The 21,367-nt window shown below is 55.7% G+C and carries 13 protein-coding genes; 8 read left to right on the top strand and 5 right to left on the bottom strand.

Annotation, left to right across the window (positions count from 1 at the left end):
• Positions 1-26 precede the first annotated feature (26 nt).
• A complete protein-coding gene (locus SV7mr_RS25520) occupies positions 27-1,799 on the bottom strand; it encodes a hypothetical protein (RefSeq protein WP_419187504.1) in 1,773 nt (590 codons plus the stop codon).
• Positions 1,800-1,968: 169 nt separating this feature from the next.
• Complete coding sequence (pilM, locus tag SV7mr_RS16845) at positions 1,969-4,374, bottom strand: type IV pilus assembly protein PilM (RefSeq protein WP_419187503.1); 2,406 nt, start codon at positions 4,372-4,374, stop codon at positions 1,969-1,971.
• Between the two features lie 451 nt (positions 4,375-4,825).
• On the opposite strand from pilM, the gene SV7mr_RS16840 reads away from it, so the two are divergent.
• Complete coding sequence (locus tag SV7mr_RS16840; RefSeq protein ID WP_145274744.1) at positions 4,826-5,023, top strand: hypothetical protein; 198 nt, start codon at positions 4,826-4,828, stop codon at positions 5,021-5,023.
• Positions 5,024-5,712: 689 nt separating this feature from the next.
• Entirely contained in the window at positions 5,713-8,610 is a 2,898-nt protein-coding gene (locus SV7mr_RS16835) for a hypothetical protein (RefSeq protein WP_145274741.1), read from the top strand.
• Between the two features lie 15 nt (positions 8,611-8,625).
• On the opposite strand, the gene SV7mr_RS16830 is transcribed toward SV7mr_RS16835, so the two are convergent.
• Positions 8,626-9,168 (bottom strand): hypothetical protein, encoded by a 543-nt coding sequence (locus tag SV7mr_RS16830; protein ID WP_145274738.1) that lies wholly within the window; start codon positions 9,166-9,168, stop codon positions 8,626-8,628.
• 393 nt (positions 9,169-9,561) lie between these two features.
• On the opposite strand from SV7mr_RS16830, the gene bioB reads away from it, so the two are divergent.
• Both bioB and SV7mr_RS16820 read left to right on the top strand, forming a co-directional pair.
• Positions 9,562-10,602, top strand: a complete 1,041-nt coding sequence (gene bioB, locus SV7mr_RS16825) for a biotin synthase BioB (RefSeq protein ID WP_145274735.1) — start codon at positions 9,562-9,564, stop codon at positions 10,600-10,602.
• A 368-nt stretch (positions 10,603-10,970) separates the two neighbouring features.
• On the top strand, positions 10,971-12,062 hold the full coding sequence (locus SV7mr_RS16820) for a hypothetical protein (protein ID WP_145274732.1): 1,092 nt from the start codon (positions 10,971-10,973) through the stop codon (positions 12,060-12,062).
• Between the two features lie 118 nt (positions 12,063-12,180).
• Here the strand turns inward: SV7mr_RS16820 and SV7mr_RS16815 are convergent, their stop codons facing one another.
• Entirely contained in the window at positions 12,181-13,722 is a 1,542-nt protein-coding gene (locus SV7mr_RS16815) for a sialate O-acetylesterase (protein ID WP_473163647.1), read from the bottom strand.
• A 727-nt stretch (positions 13,723-14,449) separates the two neighbouring features.
• Between SV7mr_RS16815 and SV7mr_RS16810 the strand changes: the two genes are divergently transcribed.
• The 3 genes from SV7mr_RS16810 to SV7mr_RS16800 all read left to right on the top strand — a co-directional run bounded on the left by SV7mr_RS16810 (position 14,450) and on the right by SV7mr_RS16800 (position 17,904).
• Complete coding sequence (locus tag SV7mr_RS16810; protein ID WP_145274729.1) at positions 14,450-15,187, top strand: Bax inhibitor-1/YccA family protein; 738 nt, start codon at positions 14,450-14,452, stop codon at positions 15,185-15,187.
• A 429-nt stretch (positions 15,188-15,616) separates the two neighbouring features.
• Positions 15,617-16,459 carry an LON peptidase substrate-binding domain-containing protein gene (locus SV7mr_RS16805; protein ID WP_145274726.1) on the top strand — a complete coding sequence of 281 codons (843 nt, stop codon included), beginning with the start codon at positions 15,617-15,619 and terminating at the stop codon, positions 16,457-16,459.
• Positions 16,460-16,812: 353 nt separating this feature from the next.
• Positions 16,813-17,904, top strand: coding sequence for a hypothetical protein (locus SV7mr_RS16800; RefSeq protein WP_145274723.1), 1,092 nt, complete (start codon positions 16,813-16,815; stop codon positions 17,902-17,904).
• A gap of 25 nt (positions 17,905-17,929) precedes the next feature.
• Here SV7mr_RS16800 and SV7mr_RS16795 read toward each other — a convergent pair whose 3' ends face one another.
• Positions 17,930-18,541: a BON domain-containing protein gene (locus tag SV7mr_RS16795; RefSeq protein WP_145274720.1), complete on the bottom strand. Its 612-nt coding sequence runs from the start codon at positions 18,539-18,541 to the stop codon at positions 17,930-17,932.
• Between the two features lie 743 nt (positions 18,542-19,284).
• Here SV7mr_RS16795 and SV7mr_RS16790 point away from each other — a divergent pair.
• Positions 19,285-21,213, top strand: coding sequence for a hypothetical protein (locus SV7mr_RS16790; protein WP_145274717.1), 1,929 nt, complete (start codon positions 19,285-19,287; stop codon positions 21,211-21,213).
• Positions 21,214-21,367 lie beyond the last annotated feature (154 nt).

Here is a 21,367-nt window from a genome sequence, read left to right as displayed (position 1 = left end):
ACCGTTTGTGCGTTGAGCGGCGTCGTTTAGGGAGCCGTCGGGGCGCCGACTGGCGGTGTCACAGGGGTTCCAGGTGCCGGTGTTCCAGGTGCTGGTGAGGGGATGCCAGGTGCTGGTGGACCGGTTGCCGGTGCTGGTGGACCAGTTGCTGGCGGTGCAGCCGGTGGCGGGGTCACTGGCGTTGTCGTGCCTGTCCCATTTGCAGGGCCGGTAGCTGGCGTGGCGTCGCTTTCGATCACTTCAGCTGACTGGTCAATGCTGACCTCTTCGTTGACTTCTTCGACACCGAGTGATTGCTTGCTTGGCGGGTTGTAGAAGTAAATCAATCCGGTGATTTTGACATTCATGTCCAACGGGTATTCGTCTTCTTCAGCCTGCAGCGAGGGGCCGCCTCCAGCGCCTTCAAATCCACCTTCGGTTTCGCCGCCAAAACCTCCCATCGCGCCCATGCCTTCACCACCCATGCCCATTCCGGACTGCATGCCGCCGGGGCGTTTGCCGGATTTGGGAAGGATGCTGACATGGCGAACATCAATTTTCAGAGGAGCTGTTCCGCAGGCAGCGAGCAGTTTCTGGATGCTGCGTTGGTCCATGACCAGATTCATTTGCACCGGAATGCGTTTTGCGATCGCCAGGGCAACGTCTTGTGGCTGGTTTCCGGTCAATGTCTGCCGCAGGCTCGATGCGGTGATCGGTTCCAACGCTGTGTTGACATAGCGATTTTCGCCCGGGTCGGGTGCAACCGTCTCAGGACCACCGCCGCCACCAAAGCCCCCGTCCATCTCGCCTTCGCTTTCACCCATGCCGCCGTATCCGCCGCCATCCATGTCGCCGCCCATCATGCCGAAGGCGCCTCCGCCAGCGCGTGCACCGGGAGCCGAGATACTACCGCCCGAGAAGTCGACGCTGCTGCCGATTTTCAAGGCCTGGATTTCGCGGATGTTGGCTTCGAAGGCTTGTTTGGCATCACCATTGACTTGGGAGATGATGCGCAACATCTGTTCCAGGATCCACAGGTTCTCTTGGGAATAGTAAACTTCCAGCTCCGATGGATAATCGTCCACGGTACTGCGCCAGGGGAACAAGTCCGAGAGCAGGGATTCTTGGCTGGCAATGCTCCAGCGAACCAATGGCTCTTCCTCTGGGATGGTTTGAAGCGCCGTTCTGGGGTTACCCGCGCCGCGGTTTTCCAACTCACCGCCTACACCCATTGAGCCAGCGGTTTGTTGCTTTTCGAAGTCGGCTTCCCACTTGGCACCCACAATCTTGGCATAGTTCGGTAAGTCAACCCCGATGTAATCCGCATAGAAACGAAGTTCGGAGGGAGTGACGTTGTTGTCGTTTGCCGCAGCATCATGCGATTCGTAAACTTCGAACGGAAGTTTCAGTTTGGTTTTGTCTAGCTGCCCGGTTCGTTCGTCCAGAACATAGCGAAACTTATCGTTGAAAGAGTCTGTCTGGTTGTTCACCGCGACATCAAGTTTGGTGGGCCATTTCAAGATGTCACGCTGCTCGTCGAAACGTTCTTTCCAAGCCTCCAGAACCTTTTGCTCCTGATCGGCGATCAACGCTCGCATTTCTTCGTGCGTTTTTTCGTTGGGTTGATCGCTAAGGCCGGAATCAACGGTTGTGATCATGTTCACGTCCGCTTTGATACCACTGATTTGCTTTGAGGTTTGTGAGTCCAGGGAGCTGACAGTCATAAACCATACGGCAACGGTCCCAATCAGGATGATGCCGCTGCCAATCCAGAAACCGTGTTTCTGCATCACGCTTAAGAATTGTTTCACTTGATCCATAATGAACACTCCGCCGGTCAAGGGCTCTGGAGTCCGTTAAGGGGTGGCTCTGATGAAGAACCGGATGGGTGATGGTTTATTGATTTCGATCCGCGAACCGGGATGCGAAAGTCATTCAATGTTTCGTTCAGGCGACCTGTCGCGACACAGGTTCGTGCCAGCGGTCCAATTAAGGTGTTGTCGGTGGGTTGGGGTTTCCAGCGGCGGCGACCGGTGGCCCGGTCGCAGCGCCGGGCTGAGTGCCCGGTTGAACTGGGGGAGTCGTTCCTGGCTGCCCAGGTGCAGGTTGAACAGCACCGGGTTGAACAGCACCGGGTTGAACAGCACCGGGTTGAACAGCACCGGGTTGACCCGGTCCAGGTGGAACTGCACCGGGTTCACCTGGCACGCCGCCCCCTGCGGCTGCTTGTTGTGCGGCCGCAGCTTCGGCTTGCTCGCGGCGTTTCTCCATGCGTTCGCTGTGCGTGCTCGGAATCCAGACGAACTGGAAAACGAAGTCCATGCGACGCACTTTTAGGGTTGGTTGTTGGTCAGGGGGCAAGTCCACCAGTGGCTGTCCCTCAACCAGGGTGCTGCTATCGAAGTCAGGGTTCTCGATTTCAACTTCCGTTGCGGTTTCCAGGTTCAACAGCATGGGATAGGTGATTCCCAGCTCTTGAGGCGTGTATTGAATCTTCTGGCCGGGCTTGGTTGGATCTGGCAGAGTGATGATTCGGTTGATCGGCGCGTCGTCTTGTCCGGATCCATTGGGCAACAGTGAAGGATCACGGAACGCGGTGGTCAGGTACTTGCGAATGTGATCGTTACCGTGCCGACCAATCTTGCTGGTGTCGTTGAAGTAGTGATAGCCCTGGATTTCGACGACATGACCGGCACCGGTTGGGCCGGGATCTTCGGTCGTTGCACCGGCGGGAGCACCTGTTGCACCAGCGGGTGCATTCGGGTCAACGGCTGCCGTGCTACGTGGTTTCATTAAGCCACGCCAGTCGAGATCTTCGGTGGTGTAGCGGGCTTTGCGTTCCTCGAACCAGTCCGCCAAGTCCTCGTAGGGTTTGCTGTCGATCGAGGTGATGTGGAAATCAATTCGCTCGCTGTAGGGGAGTTTCAGCGGTGAGGGGAGTTCGCCGGTTTGTTGGTCAGCGTAGCGCCCGCGAGGCACGATTTGATTGATGGCTCGCTGCAGTTCCATGAACAGCAGTCGGCGTTCTGGATCGCCACTGAGTTCGGCGGAGACTTTGTTCAGATAGCTTCGTTTGCTTTCGAGTTCGCTATCGGTGCTGCGATGATTGTTGGCGTCGGCGTTCATGGACTGCACTTCACTGTGCATGCTTTTCCAATCACCGCCTTCGCTGGTTCGGTAGCTGCGGGCGGTGAATCCGTAATTGACCAGCATGCCTAGTATCAGGACGGAAAGGCCGGCGACGGTCCAAGGCTTTTTGGCCTGGATCATTCGAGCCGTCAGGATTTCCTGAGGAATCAAGCTGGCATTGATTTCTGAAACGCCCAAGCCTTGCAAGCACAGGCCGTAACAAACGGCAAACGACGTCGCGTTGTCACGGAAGGTTGGCATCGCCAACACCTCTTCGCCACCGAGTCGGTTAAAACGATCGAGGGTGTGGACTTCGTATCCCAGGTTCTTGCCCAGGTAGGCCGCTAGGCCGGGCATTTTGACGGTGTTACCGGTCAGCAGCAGTTCGCCGATCTCGGCCTTGCGATCGATGGACCGGAAGAAGCCAATCGAACGCTGAATTTCGGTGACCAAGTCGTTAAAGATCGGACGCATGGTTTGGAAGATCAGCTTCGGATCGGCTGCTTCACGAGCATGGCGTTTGATATGCTCCGCTTTGGCGAAAGTCATTTTCAAGTCTTTCGTCAGCTGCCGGGTGAAGTGGTTACCACCGATCGGCATGCTCCGTTGCCAAATCCGGAACCCGTTGCTGATGATCAAGTCCGAGCTGTCCGTTCCGATGGACAGCATCACGGCGCTTTTGGGCGGCGAATCGGGGTTGAAGGTGGTCGTTGCCAGCAGATCATGCATGCGGTCATAGGCCAGCATGTTGTACAGCGCGATCGGCGAAAGCTGAACGACGTCGACTTCGAGGTTCGCGTCATCAAAGGGAGCCAGTTGCCGGTTGGCTTGTTCCCGCTTCATCGCAAACAGACCGACTTCTGTCTCCAACGCATAGCCGTCTTCGATCTGGCTTCCAGGCATCATTTGGTAATCCCAAACAACGTCTGCCAAATCAAAGGGAATTTGCTGGCGCGCTTCATAGCCCACCAAGTCGGCGATTTTCTTGACTTCAACCGGCGGCGGCTTGAAAAACTTTGAGAGTCCGCTTTGGCCGGGCACGCTGATGCAGATCTTTTCCGTCATCCCCTCATTGCGTTCAATCAACTGACGCAACGCATCGGCAATCAACGCATCAGCATCCGCCTCTGGTTGACTCAAGATCTTGGGATATTCGATGTAGTCAAAGGCATCGGCGACAACGGTGTCGTTGTCCAGAGAGCAGCGCAGCGCTTTGAGAGCTGACTGACCGATTTCAATGCCCCAGACGGATGAACTCTTGGCCATAGTTGATCGTGATTTAGAAAAGTAAAGTCAATGAAAGTGTCGGTGTTCTACGTTTCAAACATCAAAGGAGCGGGCCCAATGAGTTATCAAGCGATGCATCAAACGGCGTCTTCGCTGCGCTGAACAAGTCAGTGCCGATGCGGTTTAGGCCACTTAGGAATGACAGTTGAAAAGTTGAACGTGTTGACCAAAGGTCGAAACGGAACGCTGAAGACAATTTGGATAAGGTCCTCAGACGCGGCCAAAAGGCCCTAGTTTAGCGAATCAATTCGTCGTGAGACTCAATGGTGATTGACTACGCGACGAAAACGTGAGGTTTTCCCATAGAATTTCCATCACTGGGAGTCTTCCACTGCAATCCTTGATGGCAGATTAGTCAAACAATCGTGATTCCTCCACGCTTGGCCTGCCGGGATCGGCGATTTACTTGATTGAAGTGGTTCCGGTCCTGATGAATCCCCTAGTTTTCGGTGATGTTTGGCCACGAAACTTGGCCAGCGCCCGACAGACGTTTGGTGTCGGCGGGTTGTTGGCAGTTCCCTTGGAATCACTAGTTCGTTGGAAATCACTGGTCTACTGGAAATCACTGGTCTACTGGAAATCACTGGTCTACTGGAAATCACTGGTCTACTGGCCACCACTCAACTGAACGATCTCGTCGTCGCCTTCTTAGGGCCGCTTTTTGGCGGACGGTTTGCGGTTCTGTCGCATTCCCGTAGTCATGCCATCCCGATCAGCCGTGACAACACGCGTGCGAGCGGCAATTCACACTGGTAATCCCTGCAATTAATCCCTGCAATCAATCCACGTTGCCAAACCGTTTCCTTTGGAATGGCAAACAAAATCCAACGTTCTGGACGCAAACGGCAAAACAACCCCAGCACGTCTGCGTTCATTTAACAAGCTGCCTGTGGAGTCGTGAGTTGGACAAGCTGTCGGGCGTGAGCGATCTGAGCAAATGGAATGGGCAAATGAAATGAGCAGAAAAGTATGGCGTCTTCAGAGTGAATAACCGGAAATAAGAACGAAAAGCTGCTCGAAAATGCTGATGCCCCCGTACTGCTTGCGGATCAACTTCTATTAGTCTATCGGCTTGCCACACGTCGCGTCAAATCTTTTTCTGCTCCCTTGCGATGAAAGCGAACCATTCAGGAAGCGACTGCCTGGTTCAAATGGGCCGGTTCAAATGGGCCGGTTCCACTCTAGAATTCAGGGGCATGTCAAATGGGTTTGGCATGTCAGCGGTTTCCTACAAAGGGTGACGCTTCCAATGGAGGCGTGTAACCGCCCGTGGCGTGCCTGTGATGTTGTCCTTTCCGCAAACCTTTCAGTGTGTCAATGGATCACTTTGACGAGTGCTCAGTCCTGCTGCCCTCCGCGACGTTGGAGGACTTTCCATCCCATGCCGCCGAACCTGACGCTCGTGGCTTGTTGGCTGCTTGGTCGGTGTTGTGGCACCCGTTGCTGATTGCCGGTAGCCAGCAACTGCCTAGCTGGTACCGAGCCGACGCACCTCCGACGCCTGATGGCCCACGGCTGATCATCGTTCCCCGATTGTCACAGTCCATCTTGCCCAGTGATTTTCAGCGCAAGTGCGAAACGAATCCGGACTGTAAATGGGTCGAAGGGGAAAGTCGGCAGCAGCTCGCCGAAGCGATTGGATTGTCTAGCCAGGAGGCGCTTGATCAAACCAGTCCATTGGAATTCGAGGGCCGATCGCTGGCCGTTGAAGACTTTTACGCCATCGGTTTCTTGTCGCTGCAAATCCAAATCATGACGCGGCGCTTGCGGTACACCAGTAATCTGGATGAACTGCACTTACAGACCAAAGTGCTCGAAGCCGCCGAGGCCTTTATCGCTCGCGATGCCGCGAAAACCGCCGAGTCGTTGCACGATGTGTTTGATGCCTTGGCGGAGGAACGTGATCATTACTTTACCTCCGACCCACATCTGATCGACTTGACGCTGCTGACGCCGAGCGTTCTTGGCAAAGCGATTGAGGGCGGCTGGTTGGAGCAGTTCGCTGATGAAGCCTGCTTGGCGGATGAAGATCGTGGCAAGCAAGGGACCCCACGCAATGTGCTGATTGATGGGAATGTGGCCAAGGCGATTCAAGACGCTGGTCAGGATCCAGGCTATCAGAAGTTTTTGGATTTGCTCCAGCAGCCCGCAATTGGTTGGGCCGGTGGTGGCGCCGCCGAACGAGATTCGAGCCAACCCTCTGCGCCCGCCGCTTCCTGTTTGGATGCCATGACCATGGCCGCAGCGCGAGCGGACTTAGAACAAGGCCTGCAACTTGCCAGCGATGCGATCAAGCAACGCCCGACGGTGATGGGACGCTTGCAAGGAGTGACTCCAGCGGACTTGGTTCCCACCTTGGCTGAACTTGGATACCAAGGTGTGATACCGATCGACTTTGTCGCAGGCGTTGGCTTCGGTGACGAATCAAAAGTCATCGCCTCTGGAAGTGGTGCCGAAATTGAAGCGTTAACGGCTAAGCCAATTGATGCTGCCAGTGAATCGGCGTTCCTGACCCTCGGCGCCCGCTTAGGTGAAGCCATCGACTCTGGTGAAGTGGCAACCGGCTTGTTTGTGCACTGGCCGCAATCGGTCTGCGATAGCTTTAGTGACTTTGTGCGTGCCGCGACGTGGTGCGTTGCCTTGGGCAAGTTTTGGACCCTGCCCAATTACTTTACAGATGGCGAAAAGCCTTATCATCATGGTTCCCTGGCGACGCTGTCCTCTGGATCACCGACCGTTGTTGCGCAGGCCATTCAGGGATCGTCAGCCAATCAGTCGCTCCACGCTGCAGCCGCGGGATTTGCAAAGCGGGTTCAAACGGAAACCCAGCGGACCGGGCGTAGCGTTTTGTCGATTGCCGTTCCAACGTTGCTGGATGATGCAGACGAGTCGCTGGAATTAGCCGGCGTGGCCTGTCAGGCGATGAAAGCCACGCCTGTTGAACCGTCGGCCGCCACCAGTGCCTTGCTGTTCAATCCTCACGCCGCCGCCCGTCGCGATCAACTGGAACTGGGCAAAGGCGGCCCGGCAAAAGAATCGTACATTTACGCTGCCTCAGCGTCCAAAGAACACGCCGGTCGCTGTGATGTCACCGTGGATGTTCCGGCCTACGGCATGAGCATCGTGAATGCCACCGCTTCGCTGCCCAGGGACGGATTGCTTACCAAGTTAAAGGGTGGCAAGCCTGGAATCGTCCGCGGGAAAGCGCTGCAGAATCGTTTTCTAGTGGCTTCGATTGATCCAGACACCGGCGGCATCTCAGGTGTGTTCAGTGCCGCTCGTGGCAATCGACTGTCGATGCAATTGGCTGTCGGCGGTGGTAAGTCCAAGGAGTCCGGTGGCGGAACCATGGTCGCCTCGCAAGTGAAAGTCTTGCGCAGCACCCAAGTGGTCGGCGAGATTCAATCCAAGGGCACACTTCGCGATGACGATCACCAAGACGTTGCCGAGTTTGAATTGGTTTACCGGTTGCGCCGTGGCAGTCGATTGCTGGAAATCGAAGGCTCGTTCACTCCCCTGAAAAAAGGGGCGGAGGTCGCTGCCGCACAGCTGTGGAATGATTACGTGGCGATGCGAGTGGCTGTTGCCGGAGAGGCGGCTGTGTTTCGGCCTCTGGTGCGTGACAAAGTGCATACATCAAACCAACGCAAACTGGTCGCACCGCTGGGCGTTCTGATTGATGAAGCCGAAAAGCAAACCTTGATCTGTAGCGGTGGTCTGCCGATGCACCGAAAGGTTGGCGAACGCTTCTTGGATACCATCCTTGGGTTCCCCGTCGCTGATCAAGACGGCGCCTCTGCCAGTGTGGACTTTCGCGTTGGCTTGGCGTTCGACGCTCCGGCCCCGATTGCGGTCTCTCGCGGATTCATCGCCGGCAGCGAGTCCATTCCCGTCCAGCTGGATTCGGCTAAAAATCAGCAAGCCTGGTTAATGCACGTCAGTGCCCCGGATGTGCTGGTGGTCGATGCAGACGTTCAGCGTCGCCGCGATGGTAAGCTGGCCGCGCGGTTGTTGTTGGTTCGATCTCGGTCGACGACTTCTAAAGTGAATCTGCAGTTCGCGGCGCATGCGATGGCAGCCTTCGTCGCCGATCAAGCGGGCATCGATCGTGATCTGGCGGAGCTGCCCGAGGATGTGACTTGCGAAGACGGCGTGGTCAGTTTAACGCTGGGCGCTCATCAGTGCACTGACTTGGTGGTGGTGTTTGACGTTTAATCGGTTCGCTTGCCGTTACGAATGACAGGAGCTGCCACAGGATTGGCAGCCACCACCGGTGCCGCAGCCGCCTCCCGATTCAGTCCCGCAATCGGGGCCGCAGCCAGTGGAGATTTTTTCGGCCAGCTGTTCGCTTTGAATGATCTGCTCATAGTCTTGGGCGACTTGATCGACAATCGATTGAGCGATTGAATCTGCAGGGCTTAAAAATTGCATGATCAGCGTTCCACCATCAAGCAAATGATCGATGTCCAACAGCACCGCATCGCTGCCTGCTTGCTGAAGTGCCTTGCGGCAGGCCAGTAAAGCTTCGGTCTTGTGCTGCTGTAAGCGATCGATCACCAATTGGTCGGTCGATGAAACCGGGCGAATGACTTTCAATCGGCGGGCTGCGACTTGATCCGCCTCACTCAGTTGACGGCAGGGCGCAGACACTTCGCCGACCTCCAGGCCGCGCGGAGTGCGCAGGACCACTTGTTGGCCTCTTTGCAAAGGAGCCAACGCGGTGGCGCGGTGGATGTCACCGGCCGAGCCGAGGCGAACGAAGTAGATAGACACGTATAAATTCTCGCTGGCAATCGGCTTGACTGGCTCGCATCCAGTCGCCTTCGGCAGGGTGGTTGCTGTCAAACGCTGTGGGAGTTCGCTCGCCGCCGCAGGGGGGCGGAGTCGGCCTTGGGGTGGCTGTGTCGCTTCGGGAGTCGCCAGCCGCCAACGGCTGTTCGTTGGGGGTTGATCCGCACGGGATGGTGCAAAAGTGGCTTGTTGGCCTGCGTTCGGCGGATTGAAGTGTTTCCCAAGCCGTTTTATTGTGGTGTCTCGGCCGGATTTACGCAACGATTGCCAATCCGTGCCGCCCAATGGGGCAAGGTGCCTTGTCGATTTCGCGTCGGTAGCACACTATGTTGGGAACCGTTTTTTTACGAAAACCATCTGCAATAGGCTCACGCAATGGCGACCGACCTGAACGAAACCATCTCGCAAGACTCGAACTCCGTCCAGAATGAACGGATTGATTTTGATGCCTGGGCAGATCATGTGCTCGAAGGCGGCCAGCTGACTCGCGAGCAAGCGCTACAAATCCTGGAAACCGACGATGATCAGTTATTGCACCTGATCGCCGCAGCCGGGCGTTTGCGTACGAAATACTTCGGCAAAACGGTGCAGTTGTACTTCTTGATGAATGCAAAAAGTGGCTTATGCCCTGAAGACTGTCATTACTGCAGCCAATCAAAAGTCTCCGATGCACCGGTTCCCAAGTACAACATTCTGAAACGCGACAAGTTGCTTGATGCAGCCCGCGTGGCCAAGGAGCGTGGAGCCAAGACGTATTGCCTGGTCATCAGCGCCCGTGGTCCAAACGAGCGTGAGATGGCGGCGGTTGAATCGATCGTGCCTGAGATTAAGGAAAAGTACGACCTGGACGTGTGCGCTTGTTTAGGCTTGCTTGATCGCCAGCAGGCCGATCGTCTCCGAGCCTGTGGTGTCGACCGAGTCAACCACAACTTGAACACTGGCGAGGAGTACTACGGCGAGATCTGTACCACGCACACGTACGCCGATCGCGTCCAAACGCTGCGCAACGTGCGCGATGCGGGCATGGAAATGTGCAGTGGTGGAATCATTGGCATGGGCGAAAGCTTGGGCGATATCGTTTCCATGGCGTTCGATCTGAAAGATCTGGGCGTGCAGTCGATTCCGCTGAACTTCCTTAACTCCATCGATGGCACTCCGCTGGAAGGGAAAACGGATCTTTCTCCCCAGGATTGCTTGCGAGCGTTGGCGATGTTCCGTTTCGTCAATCCAACACGCGAATTGCGCATCAGCGGTGGACGTGAAATCCACTTGCGTACCCTCCAGCCGTTGGGCCTGTATGTCGCGAACAGCGTTTTCGTGGGTGATTACTTGACCACCCAGGGGCAGGCTCCTGATGAAGACTATCAAATGGTCAAAGATCTGGGCTTTGAAGTCACCACCAGCGTCGGTGAATGATCGGTTGTTCGATTGCGGCCGCTGGCCGTGAACAGGCCGACATGGCCAGAAGCACGTTGTTTGCCCTGGCTGCAGGTTTTCAACTGGCTGCGGTTGCTGCACTGCCGATTCCTCTTGGCGATTCCTCTTGGCGATTCCTCTTGGCGATGCCTCTTGGCGATGCCATCGCAGGTTCGCATCAGCGATCGATGAGGCGAGTTCCCGTCTGCCGGGGCATCTTCCGATGACTTTCGTCGTTCTCAACGCGGCGAATGCGGTTTGCATGCTGTTGGTTTTTGAGTGTGGCGGGTAAACTTTCGCGAGACGCAGATGGAGAGTCTGTTGTATTCCGAGTTGGCCTTTTAAGAAAATCGTGTTGGTAGTTCAGCATGTCCAGGACTGATGTTGTTTCGTTGTTCTTTTGTGGAAGTGGACAAAACCGGGACAAGGGTGACAAACAGCTGGTTTCTCATCTGTACAACAACGTGATCGGTGAACGCAAAATCATCTTTGATGGTCCTGGTGGGGCTCCGATCCGAGACGCCGAATCCATGCTGACGTCCGTGCAGTCCAAGGGCGGCAAGGATAGCTGGTGGGTGCGTTGGAAGAACTTTTGGACGCTCAAGGAGACGAAGTTTGGCCGAGGCGTGACAGGGGCGGGGACGGCATCCAATATCGTGATGGCGTTGCAGTGGCTCTGGGATCAATACCATTCGCTGAAATTTGTTGATGTGAATGTGGTTGGCTTTAGCCGCGGCGGAGTCAGTGGCATCATGTTGGCCCACGCGATGCATGAAGCCGGCTTTACCCGCTTTGGCAACATCAACGTCAATCTCTTTACCTTTGATCCCGTTCCTGGCGGATTGAACGATTTCAAGAGCAAGGGGCATTCGTTCGCGCAAACCGGACGCGTTGGCAACCCCAAGACGCTTTCGCCGATCGTGGCCAACTATCGATCGGTTTTGCAGCAGAACATCAAGGGTTGGGCCAAAGACTTGACCTTCAAGTGCGTGGTGCCGGAGTACGAAGGCTCGCACCCGCGGCGGACACCGCGTGAGTTATTTCCGATGCCGGGACGCCACGGTTCAGCGGCTCGCTATGACACCCCCACTGGGGAAGGCGACATCGGCGGTTATTTATGCCAGCAGTTCATGGAACGCCACGGCACCCGATTTCGCACCGCTTTCAGCGAGTTGACGCCACTGAGTCTGATTGAAAAGTACGCCTTGGTGGCCCTGACTTGGCCCCAAAACAATGCGTCAAAGTATCGCAAGCGATTGGTGACGAACGAGTACTTACAAGATAACGTTTACGTCAACTGGCATCATCGCGAGTTGATGCTGCACAACGGACTCTCCGACGTGACGCTGTATTTGGATCGCAAGCAGGCGATTCCGCCATCGACATTGGAACGTGTCAAGAAGATGGGGTTACAGTGGACCCAGGACTTGTTGGTCCGGTACTTGGAAAAGAAGAAGTAGTCGCTGGCCAAACGTGATCGCTTGCCAAACGTAGTCGCTTGCCAAACAAAGATGGCCACCGCCGATGCATCGGCGGTGGCCATGTGTCATTCAATGAAGACCGTTGGTTTTCCAGCCGTTACTTGGTCACATCAGCTGTGATGCCCTTCCACTGGTCCGTCCGAAACGGGGTCATGGGCAGGCCTTCGCGGCTTTGGACATTGCAGACCGGGTTGTCCGCCCAGGCGTAACGCACGGCGACCGGCGTTTCCACATCGCCCGCTGAAACGACAAGGGTGTCTTTGCCAACGATTTTGGCCGTTGCTGGAACAAAGACTTCGTCCTCACCCGCGATGGTGAAACCAATCGGTGTGTTGACATCAAAGGTGTCAAGTCCGCTGCCCACGAAATCAAACGTGAGTTCCGCTTGGTTCCCCTTAATCGTCATCGACTTGAACGTTGGGCTGCGATAAGGGATTTCGTAGCCGTAGTCCTTGGCCAATGCCCAACGTGCGAGTCGTTTGGCGACGTCTTGTTTGTTTTTGGGGTGAATGTCAGAAGCTTCGCCTAGATTCAGGATGACCGCTTCGCCCGTGTTGGGCAGTTTTGACAGGGTCATGGTTTGGGCTTCACGCAATTCAGCCCAGTCGCTGGGGCCGGGCGATTGCTGCTCCGTTTTAAAGTCAGCGAGTTGCACCCAGTAGAAGGGGAAATCACCCTGTTTCCAGTCTTCACGCCAAGCGGAAATCATCATTGGGAACAGTTCACGGTATTGATAAGCGCGGCCGGCATTCGATTCGCCTTGATACCAGATGGTGCCACGAATGGTGTAGCCCATGATCGGGTTGAGCACACCGTTATAGAGGTTCGCGGGTCGGTGCTGACCGGCAAGCACATTCCTGGGAGCACGTGGGCGATTGCCTTTGCGATCGGCTTGCCATTTCTTTAACCGTGCTTCATAGCTGGCCATGGCTTTTTCGTGGTCGTACGTCTGTTCGGTTTGTTCCCACTTGGCGAGCAGATCATCAAAGCTGCCCGCGTTGGCCAAACGGTCGCGATCGACCCAAGCCTCCGCTGCCGAGCCACCCCAAGCATTGTCGATCAGTCCCACCGGTACGCCCAGTGTTTGATGGATTTGGCGGCCAAAGAAATAGCCCACGCCGGAGAAATTGGGGACGCTCTGCGGAGTGCAGGCTTCCCATTGACCCTTAAAACTGTCCTGCGGTTCTTGGGTGCCGACTTGTGGGACACTGATCAAACGCAGTTTGGGATAATTCGCCGACAACGCTTCGAGGTCGGCGTCGTTGGATTGGCCGACTGACCAGCCCATGTTGGATTGGCCACTGCAGACCCAGACTTCGCCGATCAGCACGTCACCATACGTCACGGTCTCGCCACCGGACTTGATCGTCATGTTGTGCGGCCCACCGGCGGGCAGAGCATCAAGCATGACATCAAAGCGGCCTTGGTCGTCACATTTTGCGTTGGCGCTGTGACCGGCCAAATCAACCGCCACCGCTTGGCCAGCATTTGCCCAGCCCCAAACGTGAATGGGTTGATCTCGTTGCAGCACCATTGAATTGCCAAAGATGGCGCTGGTGCGAATCTCAGCCTGCACACTGGCAAGCGGAAGGGTAGTCAGCAGGAAAACCGCAAGGACTGCGGTCAACATTCGTTTCATGATTGATTGCTCCAAGAGGACGCTCTGCGAAGCGCGGCCAAACAGGTGGGAAGAAGGGGGACGGGATCAAGGCCGCCAGAGGCTGAACCCAGAAACCGCTCGGATCGTCATAGCGTATCCGAATGGAGACGGCCGTGTTAGATGGTGGAGAGGGAACCAAGCCGGACGCCTGATTTTCACTGGCTGGCTGGCTGGCTGGCTGCAACGAAGCACTGGCTGGCTGGCTGCAACGAAGCACTGGCTGGCTGCAACGAAGCACTGGCTGGCTGCAACGAAAAAAAAACAATCGGCTCACCAGCCAGTTCATTGAAAATGCCCCAGCCTCGACCTGATCGTTGTTTTCCGTCGTCGCTGCGTTGCATTGCCGCAGATCGCCCGAAACAGTGGTCCATGGGCGTGATAAATTGGCTGATTTCCCATGCGAGGGGGATTCTGGCGTCCCAGCGGTGAACCAGCCTGTTATGCTACCGGCGGTTCACTCCCCACCAAGTTGGATTTGGCCTGTTGGCTGGGGTCAAGCAAACGGGACGCGTCACATGGTGACCGGTGATTGATTGGCCTTTGTCGAAAGCGTGGCCATGACGGCCACACCACTGGAAACCGCATCGTTGCAGCACCGTCTAACGGTGGTCAAACCATTGCTGGAAAACAGCGCTGGAAAACAAAGCTAGTTTGGGGGGGGCGGTTGAATTGATTTCGCGAGTCATTGAGTTCAGAGGGACGGAAGATGAGTTTTGGCAACCATACGAATCCATATCAGGTGACCGATGCTGCCATGCCAGCAGCATTTGCTGATGAATCGGCACGAGCTGGCTTTATTCGAAGAACCTACGTTCACTTAGGGTGTGCAATCGCGGCATTGGTGGCCATCGAAGCGCTGATCTTTGGATTGACTCCACAGGATCAGATGTTGGCGTTTGTCAAGAGCGTTAACCCATTGATGTGGATTGGGATGTTGGGATTGTTCATGGTGGTCGGGTGGGTCGCCAGATACTGGGCCAGTCATTCGAGTTCCGTGGGGATGCAATATGCTGGGTTAGGCTTGTATGTGGTGGCCGAGGCGATTTTGCTGTTGCCGTTACTGTTTGTCTCCATTGCCTATGTGGATCCCCAGTTGCCGCTGATCGCTGCGATCATCACGCTTGTCGTCTTTGGCGGATTGAGCGCGTTTGTGTTCGTCACGCGGGCTGATCTTTCAGGGATAGGACCCTACCTGTTCGTCGCTGGCATGGGCGCCTTTGTAGCGGTTGTTGTGGGGGCCATCATGGGATTCTCCTTGGGAATTTGGTTCTCTGTGGCGATGGTTGTGCTGGCGTCGGGCTACATCCTGTACGACACATCCAACGTGTTGCACCACTATCGAACGGATCAGCATGTCGCCGCTTCGCTGGCCTTGTTTGCATCGGTCACGCTGTTGTTCTGGTATGTGCTGCGACTCGCCCTCTACTTTGCGTCCGAAGAGTAGCAGCGCATCGGTCGCATTGCCTTGAAGCAATCGCAGTGCCACGGCGTCCGCATTTTGACCGCCCGTTGCACTTGAAACCACTGTCATCCTCCGATCGGGCCCGCTCAATAGCAGGCCTGATTGCTTAGGCGGCCAGCGGTTGACACCGACACAGCCTGTTGTGCCTGATGCTCAGCTGACTCGTTGCCCCAGCTTGCAGCCCGATCTGGTATGCCGGCACTTTGGCGGGATAGAAACCGGCGCAATGGTCGCTCGCTTGAGCAACACAACCATGAACGACCTAAAACGGTCATGAACCTGGCAACGTGTCTTTACTTTCCGCGTATGATAAATTGGAGCGTTCAGGCAGGAATCGCCGATTTTTGAACTGAATGGAGTCAATCGGTCCACGACAACACAGTGAGTTTCCCGCTAACAGCAGGCAGGCAGATGAGCGAGTTAGATGATCTGACGAAGCTTCCCAGTGATTTCGACGGGTGCGTGCGCTTGTTTCCTCTGCCTTCGTTAGTGTTGATGCCGCACGCGATGCAGCCGTTGCATTTCTATGAGCCTCGCTATTGCGAGCTGTTGGCCGATGCGTTGAAGACCGACGAATTGATCACCATGTCCACCTACAAACAGCCTGGATCGCAGGGTGGCTCAGAAGGGAAACCGCCTGCCAAATGGAATCCCACCGCTTCGCAGGCCGGCTGGGAATCCTCCTTGGGATCCGAAGCGGCGGATGCTGAGGCCTTGCAGTCCGGGGACGACATTCCGGAGATCCATTCGACGGTCTGTATCTGTAAAATCGTTTCGCACGTTCCCTTGGACGGTGATCGATCCAACGTTCTGCTGGTGGGAATCAAACGCGCCACAATCACCAGCGAAGTCGACGCTGGACGTTGTTATCGCATGGCAACGGTCCAGCCGCTGCATGACATGTACCCTCCGGCAGGAGCTCCTGGACGCATCCAGCTGCGAGAACAGTTGCTGCATACCTTTGGCAAAGTCATTCCCGGCACCGATTCTGTGCAGCAGAGTCTCCAGGAATTGATCACCAGCTCGATGGGGCTGGGGCCGATCACGGACATCATCAGTCACACACTGCCCCTGCCGATCGCTGCCAAGTTGAGCTTGCTGAAACAGCCTGATGTCGATCAGCGGGCACGTGATTTGATTGCGGCGATTATTCAGCTCGCGACGCCAGCGGCATCTCCTTGGCAGCTTGCCTTGGCCGCTTCGCAGAAGTCGCCCGAGAAGCTTCCCTTTCCGCCGTCTTTCAGTTTGAACTGACCGGGCGTGTTGGCTGATTCGGATAGGGGTTGGCGGATCAACCGTTGGTCAGATTGGGGATTCATTCCCGCCTGAGTCAGCCTGCAAGGGATGATTGGTTAGGGCGTCCATTCGCCGCCGCAACGCGCGGTCTTCCGCCAAAATCCGTGTCGTCACTAAGGCCCCTCGTTGCCTGACAATCTTTCCACAACGACCAGATTACCTAGCGTGTCTATGTGGCTTGGAAATTTGCAGAGTCTTAGCAGAAACACTCAAGTGCGTTTTCCAAAAAGCTAACTGTCGGTTAGCGTTTGGGGCTTCGTGATAACTTCACGAATTCATGATAGATCGACTTCTTGCAGAGACGGACGCTGATGCCCCAAGACGAAACCCCCAACCAGAATGAAAACGAATTGCAATCCGATCATCAAGCTGCTGTAGCCGCTGATCAGCCGCTGACCGAGCAGACGACGAGCACAGAGGTCCAGGTGGAGACCTCCGGCGAGACCTCCGGCGAGACCTCCGGCGAGACCGCCACTGAGGCGATCGCTGAGACCGCCACTGAGGCACCACAGGATGCCGCCAAAGCGATTCAAGATGGTGACCTGGCTGCGGCTAAGGCAGCCTGGGACGGTGTGGGAGATCAGCCTGTGGAAATGAGCGAAGAGGAACTGCAGCGCGTCAGTGATCTGGCGGCACCCTTCGTCGGGCAATGGAAAACCTTGATCAGCACGACCAACTGGGAAAAAGGTCGCATCATTAGCCAGTGGCGAAAAGAGCTGATTGATTCCGGAGTGGATGCGACGCAGTACTCCGACGACGCCTGGGCGAAGGCTGTCGGCGGTGTGACCGGACCACACGTTGGGCGGCTGCGGCGAGTGTTTGATCGCTTCAAAGACGATTACCAGAGCTACGAAGGGCTTTACTGGACTCACTTCCTGGCGGCCTTTGATTGGTCTGATGCCCCGTTGTGGTTGGAGGGGGCAACCAAAGAGAAGTGGAGCATTTCGCAGATGCGGGAAGCTCGCTGGAAAGCCGAAGGCGCCGTTGCCGATCGGCATCCCAGTAACGCCACGATCATTGACGTCGAAACCGACGAAGATGCCGGTGACCTGGCAGCAAATGATCAAGACGACGCAAAACGGGGCCAGAACTACGAAGACGGCGATGGCTCGGTCGCTCAAGGTCCTGTCTATGAGGCACCCGACTTTGGCGACGAAGAAGAGCTGCAGGCCATGCCCAGCCAAGCGGGTGATGAATCCAGCGACCAAATGTCTGGGGCCGCCGTGGCGGAGGCTCCTGTGCAGCCCTTTATCGATCTGCCTGAATTGCCCGCAGATCTACAGGATGCTGTCGATGCCTTGAAGCTGTCGTTGCTGCGGCACAAGGCAACGCAGTGGCGAGATGTTAGCTTGGACACCGTCGAACAGTATCTGACAGCTGTCGGCGTGATGGTTCGCAGCTAAGCTGGCAATCAGCAAGCCGTTTCGATCAGCGATCTGACGGCGAGTTGATGACTTTCAGTTGGTTGTCCACGGAGCGAACACCCGGTTCCAAGCGAATCAACATTTCGCTCATGCGGCTTGATTTCTGATCAGGCACCGCGCCTTCAAGTCGAGCCACACCGTCTTGTAATGAGACGGAAACGCCGGCGAGCGATTTTCGGTGACGCAGGTTGGTCAAAATCTTTGTTGCTGCATCTTGGACGTGTTGATCGGTGCGTGGAGTGAATTCCACGGCCGATCGTAGACGCACTCGCAATCGAGGCGTTGCGTTGGAGCCATTGCCGCCTCCAAACGCTTGGGCAAGTCCACTGAAGAATCCGCCTAAGCCTCCTGCACCGCCGCCGCCAAAGCCGCCGGTGTTGCCTTGGCCGCCAGCGGCGGAGCCGCTCGTGGGGCTGCTGAACTGAGTCACGCCATTGGCATCCGCAGAGCTTCGTTCCAAGGTGTTGAACGCGCTGGTGTCGGCCGCTGCGACCGATGAGGTGTCGTTTTCCTCTTGAGCACTGGCCGTTGCCGTGCTGACGGCCAGCAGCGCGAAGCATCCCAGAGTCTTGATGAACAAGTGTCGGCCGGGACGGTTGAAAAGGCGTCGGTTCATGGGATTCAAAACTCGGAGTGGATATTGAAACGTGCCACTGGGTAAACACTGCCCAGCAGAGAAAGTTTCTCTGCCAATGATCAGTCGTGCTACCAGCGATGTGACGAGTAACGGTCTGTCGTTGGCCAGTGAGGCTGATGCTGTTCGCTGCAGCTGGGGCCAGCAATCGTTCTCCGGCAACCGCAGGGGTGGCGTGACAAGAGCACCCTCCGTTACCGTGTCGGAATCGCTGGGGGCGATGATTGAATCGAGGTGTAGGCCAGTGGCTGGAATTTCCCGCTCTTAGCGTCACCAGTTGATTCGACCGCTCTATCTTACCCAGGACTCGATGCATCGTCGTCGGTTCGCTTGGCTTTGGCGAAAAAGATTCGCCCCCGGCATGTGCGTTTTTGGCCGTTCCATCTTGCGACGACGGGCATCTTAGATTCTCTGCGAATTTTGGCTGATTTTTAAAAGATTCGCGTTCTGGTGCGAATCTTTTGATCGGTGAGCCAAGTATGGATACTCAGCAGCGAATCGATCCGCGGCTGAACCCTTTTAGCTTGGCGACAATCGATTCGATGCGGCTGTCCGCATCGCACGCCTTTTTAGTCATTGATAATCGACCTTTCCTGCGGCACATGCTGGTGCACACGCTGGGTAACTGGCTGTGGACACGTTCAAAGCCTCTCGTGCTTTGGGGCATCAACCATCGAAAGTGTCTTGCTCGCCTCCTAGTCATTCCTACTCACAAGACAAGCAATATGATGAGAGTTCTTTTTTTCCAACCTGCTCGCCAGGCCTTCAGGGCGTTGCTGTGCGTCGTTTTGGGAGTCGCGATCATTCAAGCGACACCAGCGATGGCGCAGCGTAGTCAGTCCGACGACGATGCGCTGCCTGCGGCTTCGCGGTTATTGCCATTTGAGTCCATGGTCTACATCCGACTGGACAGCGTGGATCGACTTAAGGAGCAGTTCACGGACGGTTCGATGGGCCGCATGTTGAATGATCCCAAGATGCAGCCTTTCGCTGAACAGGCTTATGCGACCGGCGCAGAATTGTTCGAACTGTTACGTGAGCAGTTGGGAGTGTCATTGGATGAGCTTTTAGACATTCCCCAAGGACAGGTTGCCTTCGCGTTGCATCCGTCCATGCCCATGGATGAGAAAGACATCGCAGAGATTGCCGCCGGTGATGATGAAGAAGACGAAGAACGTCGCGCGCGGCGAGAAACTCGCATGCGACGTCAACAAGAATTCGGTGTGGGGGTCACGCTGATCATTGACGCCGGACAGAACATTGGGCCCTTGATGACCTTGGTAGAGCGGTTTGAAACGCAAGTATTGAAAGGTCCGTTTAACAAAAAACCACGTGATGTTGAAGGCACCGAAATCGTGCGTTTAATGCCTTCACGAGCCGGCCAGACTCCGATCGAATACTTTGAACGCGATGGCGTTTTTGTCATGGGCGTTGGTTATCAATCAGCAGAAACCGTCTTGATGAACTGGCTGGGCAAGTCTGAAGAAAAAACGCTGGCCGATAACGCCGATTTCGGAGTGATTGTTTCCAATTGCATTGGCAGTCATGAATCAGAGCCCGCGTTTACGTTCTTCGTTGATCCACACGCCATCGTCGACCGCTTGATCGATCTCAATGGTGGTGTGACGACCGCTTTGTTCTGGGGAATGTTTGAAGACCTGGGAGCATCGCGAATCGGCGGCATTGGTGGAGCGTCTTTTTATGGTGGCGAATCGTTTGAATCGATCGCACACTACTTCATTGCCATCGATCCACCTCGAGACGGATTGTTGGGCGTCTTGCGTCCACTGAACGGGGACACAACCCCGCCGCAGTGGATTCCGGAAGACGTTGCGGGATACACTTCGATTCATTGGGATATCGAAAAAACATACGATAACATTGGCAACGTGATCGACCAGTTTCAGGGGCCAGAATCCCTGAAGCGGTTTGTGGAAACTCCCGTTCAGAATCAAGTCGGCGTGGATCTAAAAGGCAAAGTGTTGCCCAACCTAACCGGGCGAATGTTGCGACTGGTTTGGATGGAACCACCAAACCGCGTCAACAGCGGAACCAATCTGTTCGCTCTTGAAGTCAAGGACGCTGGCGAGGCCAAAAATCTGTTGGCAGAGTTGCGCGATAAACTTCCCAACATGAAAGTGGATACCGTTGGCGGCAAGGTGGTTTATCGCCTGTCGGAGATCCCAGAAGGTGCCATGCCACCGAACTTTCGAACTCCCGAACCATCGTTGATGCTGCTCGACAACTGGATGATCTACTGCGATAGCACCAAGTTCATCGAGCGGGCGATTCTGGCGAAGGCCGGTAACTTGCCACGCTTGCTGGCCAAGCCCGATTACGAATTGGTCACCGCTGAATTGACCGGGCAGTTGAAGTCGCAGAAGCCATTCTTGCTGTCTTATATCGATGGAGCCCAGGCCATGGAAGTTTATTACGAGCTCTTGCGTGATCCTAACACCAAGCGATTCGTCCGTGGCGCCGCAGAGGGAAACCCTGTCCTAGGGGCAGTGGCTAACCTGTTGGATGAAAACGAATTGCCGCCCTTTAGTGAGATGAAAAAGTATTTCGCTCCGACGGGGATCTTCGGCTACAACGATCCCTCGGGCATCCACTTTGGCATGTACTCCTTGCGTCCATTAGGCTTGGACGAGTGAGTTAACGGGATTCGCGCAGCCCGTTCGGCCCGTTTTTAGGCGGACGCCAAAACGGCTGATGGGACGCGGCGAATGGCAAAATAGTAGGGTGCCGTGCTTGCACGCACCAATGAACTTCACTCTCCCGCCTGCGGGAGGGTGTTGGTGATAGCGC

The organism is Stieleria bergensis (assembly GCA_007745635.1).
GTDB lineage: Bacteria > Planctomycetota > Planctomycetia > Pirellulales > Pirellulaceae > Stieleria > Stieleria bergensis.
Note: the sequence above shows the minus strand (reverse complement) of the source record. Positions and strands in the feature narration are given on the sequence as shown.

Coding starts and splice junctions, on each gene's coding strand:
- SV7mr_RS16805 (WP_145274726.1), top strand. CDS start 15,617: ATGAGCGAGTTAGATGATCTGACGAAGCTTCCCAGTGATTTCGACGGG.
- SV7mr_RS16835 (WP_145274741.1), top strand. CDS start 5,713: ATGGATCACTTTGACGAGTGCTCAGTCCTGCTGCCCTCCGCGACGTTG.
- SV7mr_RS16800 (WP_145274723.1), top strand. CDS start 16,813: ATGCCCCAAGACGAAACCCCCAACCAGAATGAAAACGAATTGCAATCC.
- SV7mr_RS16820 (WP_145274732.1), top strand. CDS start 10,971: ATGTCCAGGACTGATGTTGTTTCGTTGTTCTTTTGTGGAAGTGGACAA.
- SV7mr_RS16795 (WP_145274720.1), bottom strand. CDS start 18,541: ATGAACCGACGCCTTTTCAACCGTCCCGGCCGACACTTGTTCATCAAG.
- SV7mr_RS16790 (WP_145274717.1), top strand. CDS start 19,285: ATGATGAGAGTTCTTTTTTTCCAACCTGCTCGCCAGGCCTTCAGGGCG.
- bioB (WP_145274735.1), top strand. CDS start 9,562: ATGGCGACCGACCTGAACGAAACCATCTCGCAAGACTCGAACTCCGTC.
- SV7mr_RS25520 (WP_419187504.1), bottom strand. CDS start 1,799: ATGGATCAAGTGAAACAATTCTTAAGCGTGATGCAGAAACACGGTTTC.
- pilM (WP_419187503.1), bottom strand. CDS start 4,374: ATGGCCAAGAGTTCATCCGTCTGGGGCATTGAAATCGGTCAGTCAGCT.
- SV7mr_RS16815 (WP_473163647.1), bottom strand. CDS start 13,722: ATGAAACGAATGTTGACCGCAGTCCTTGCGGTTTTCCTGCTGACTACC.
- SV7mr_RS16840 (WP_145274744.1), top strand. CDS start 4,826: ATGAATCCCCTAGTTTTCGGTGATGTTTGGCCACGAAACTTGGCCAGC.
- SV7mr_RS16810 (WP_145274729.1), top strand. CDS start 14,450: ATGAGTTTTGGCAACCATACGAATCCATATCAGGTGACCGATGCTGCC.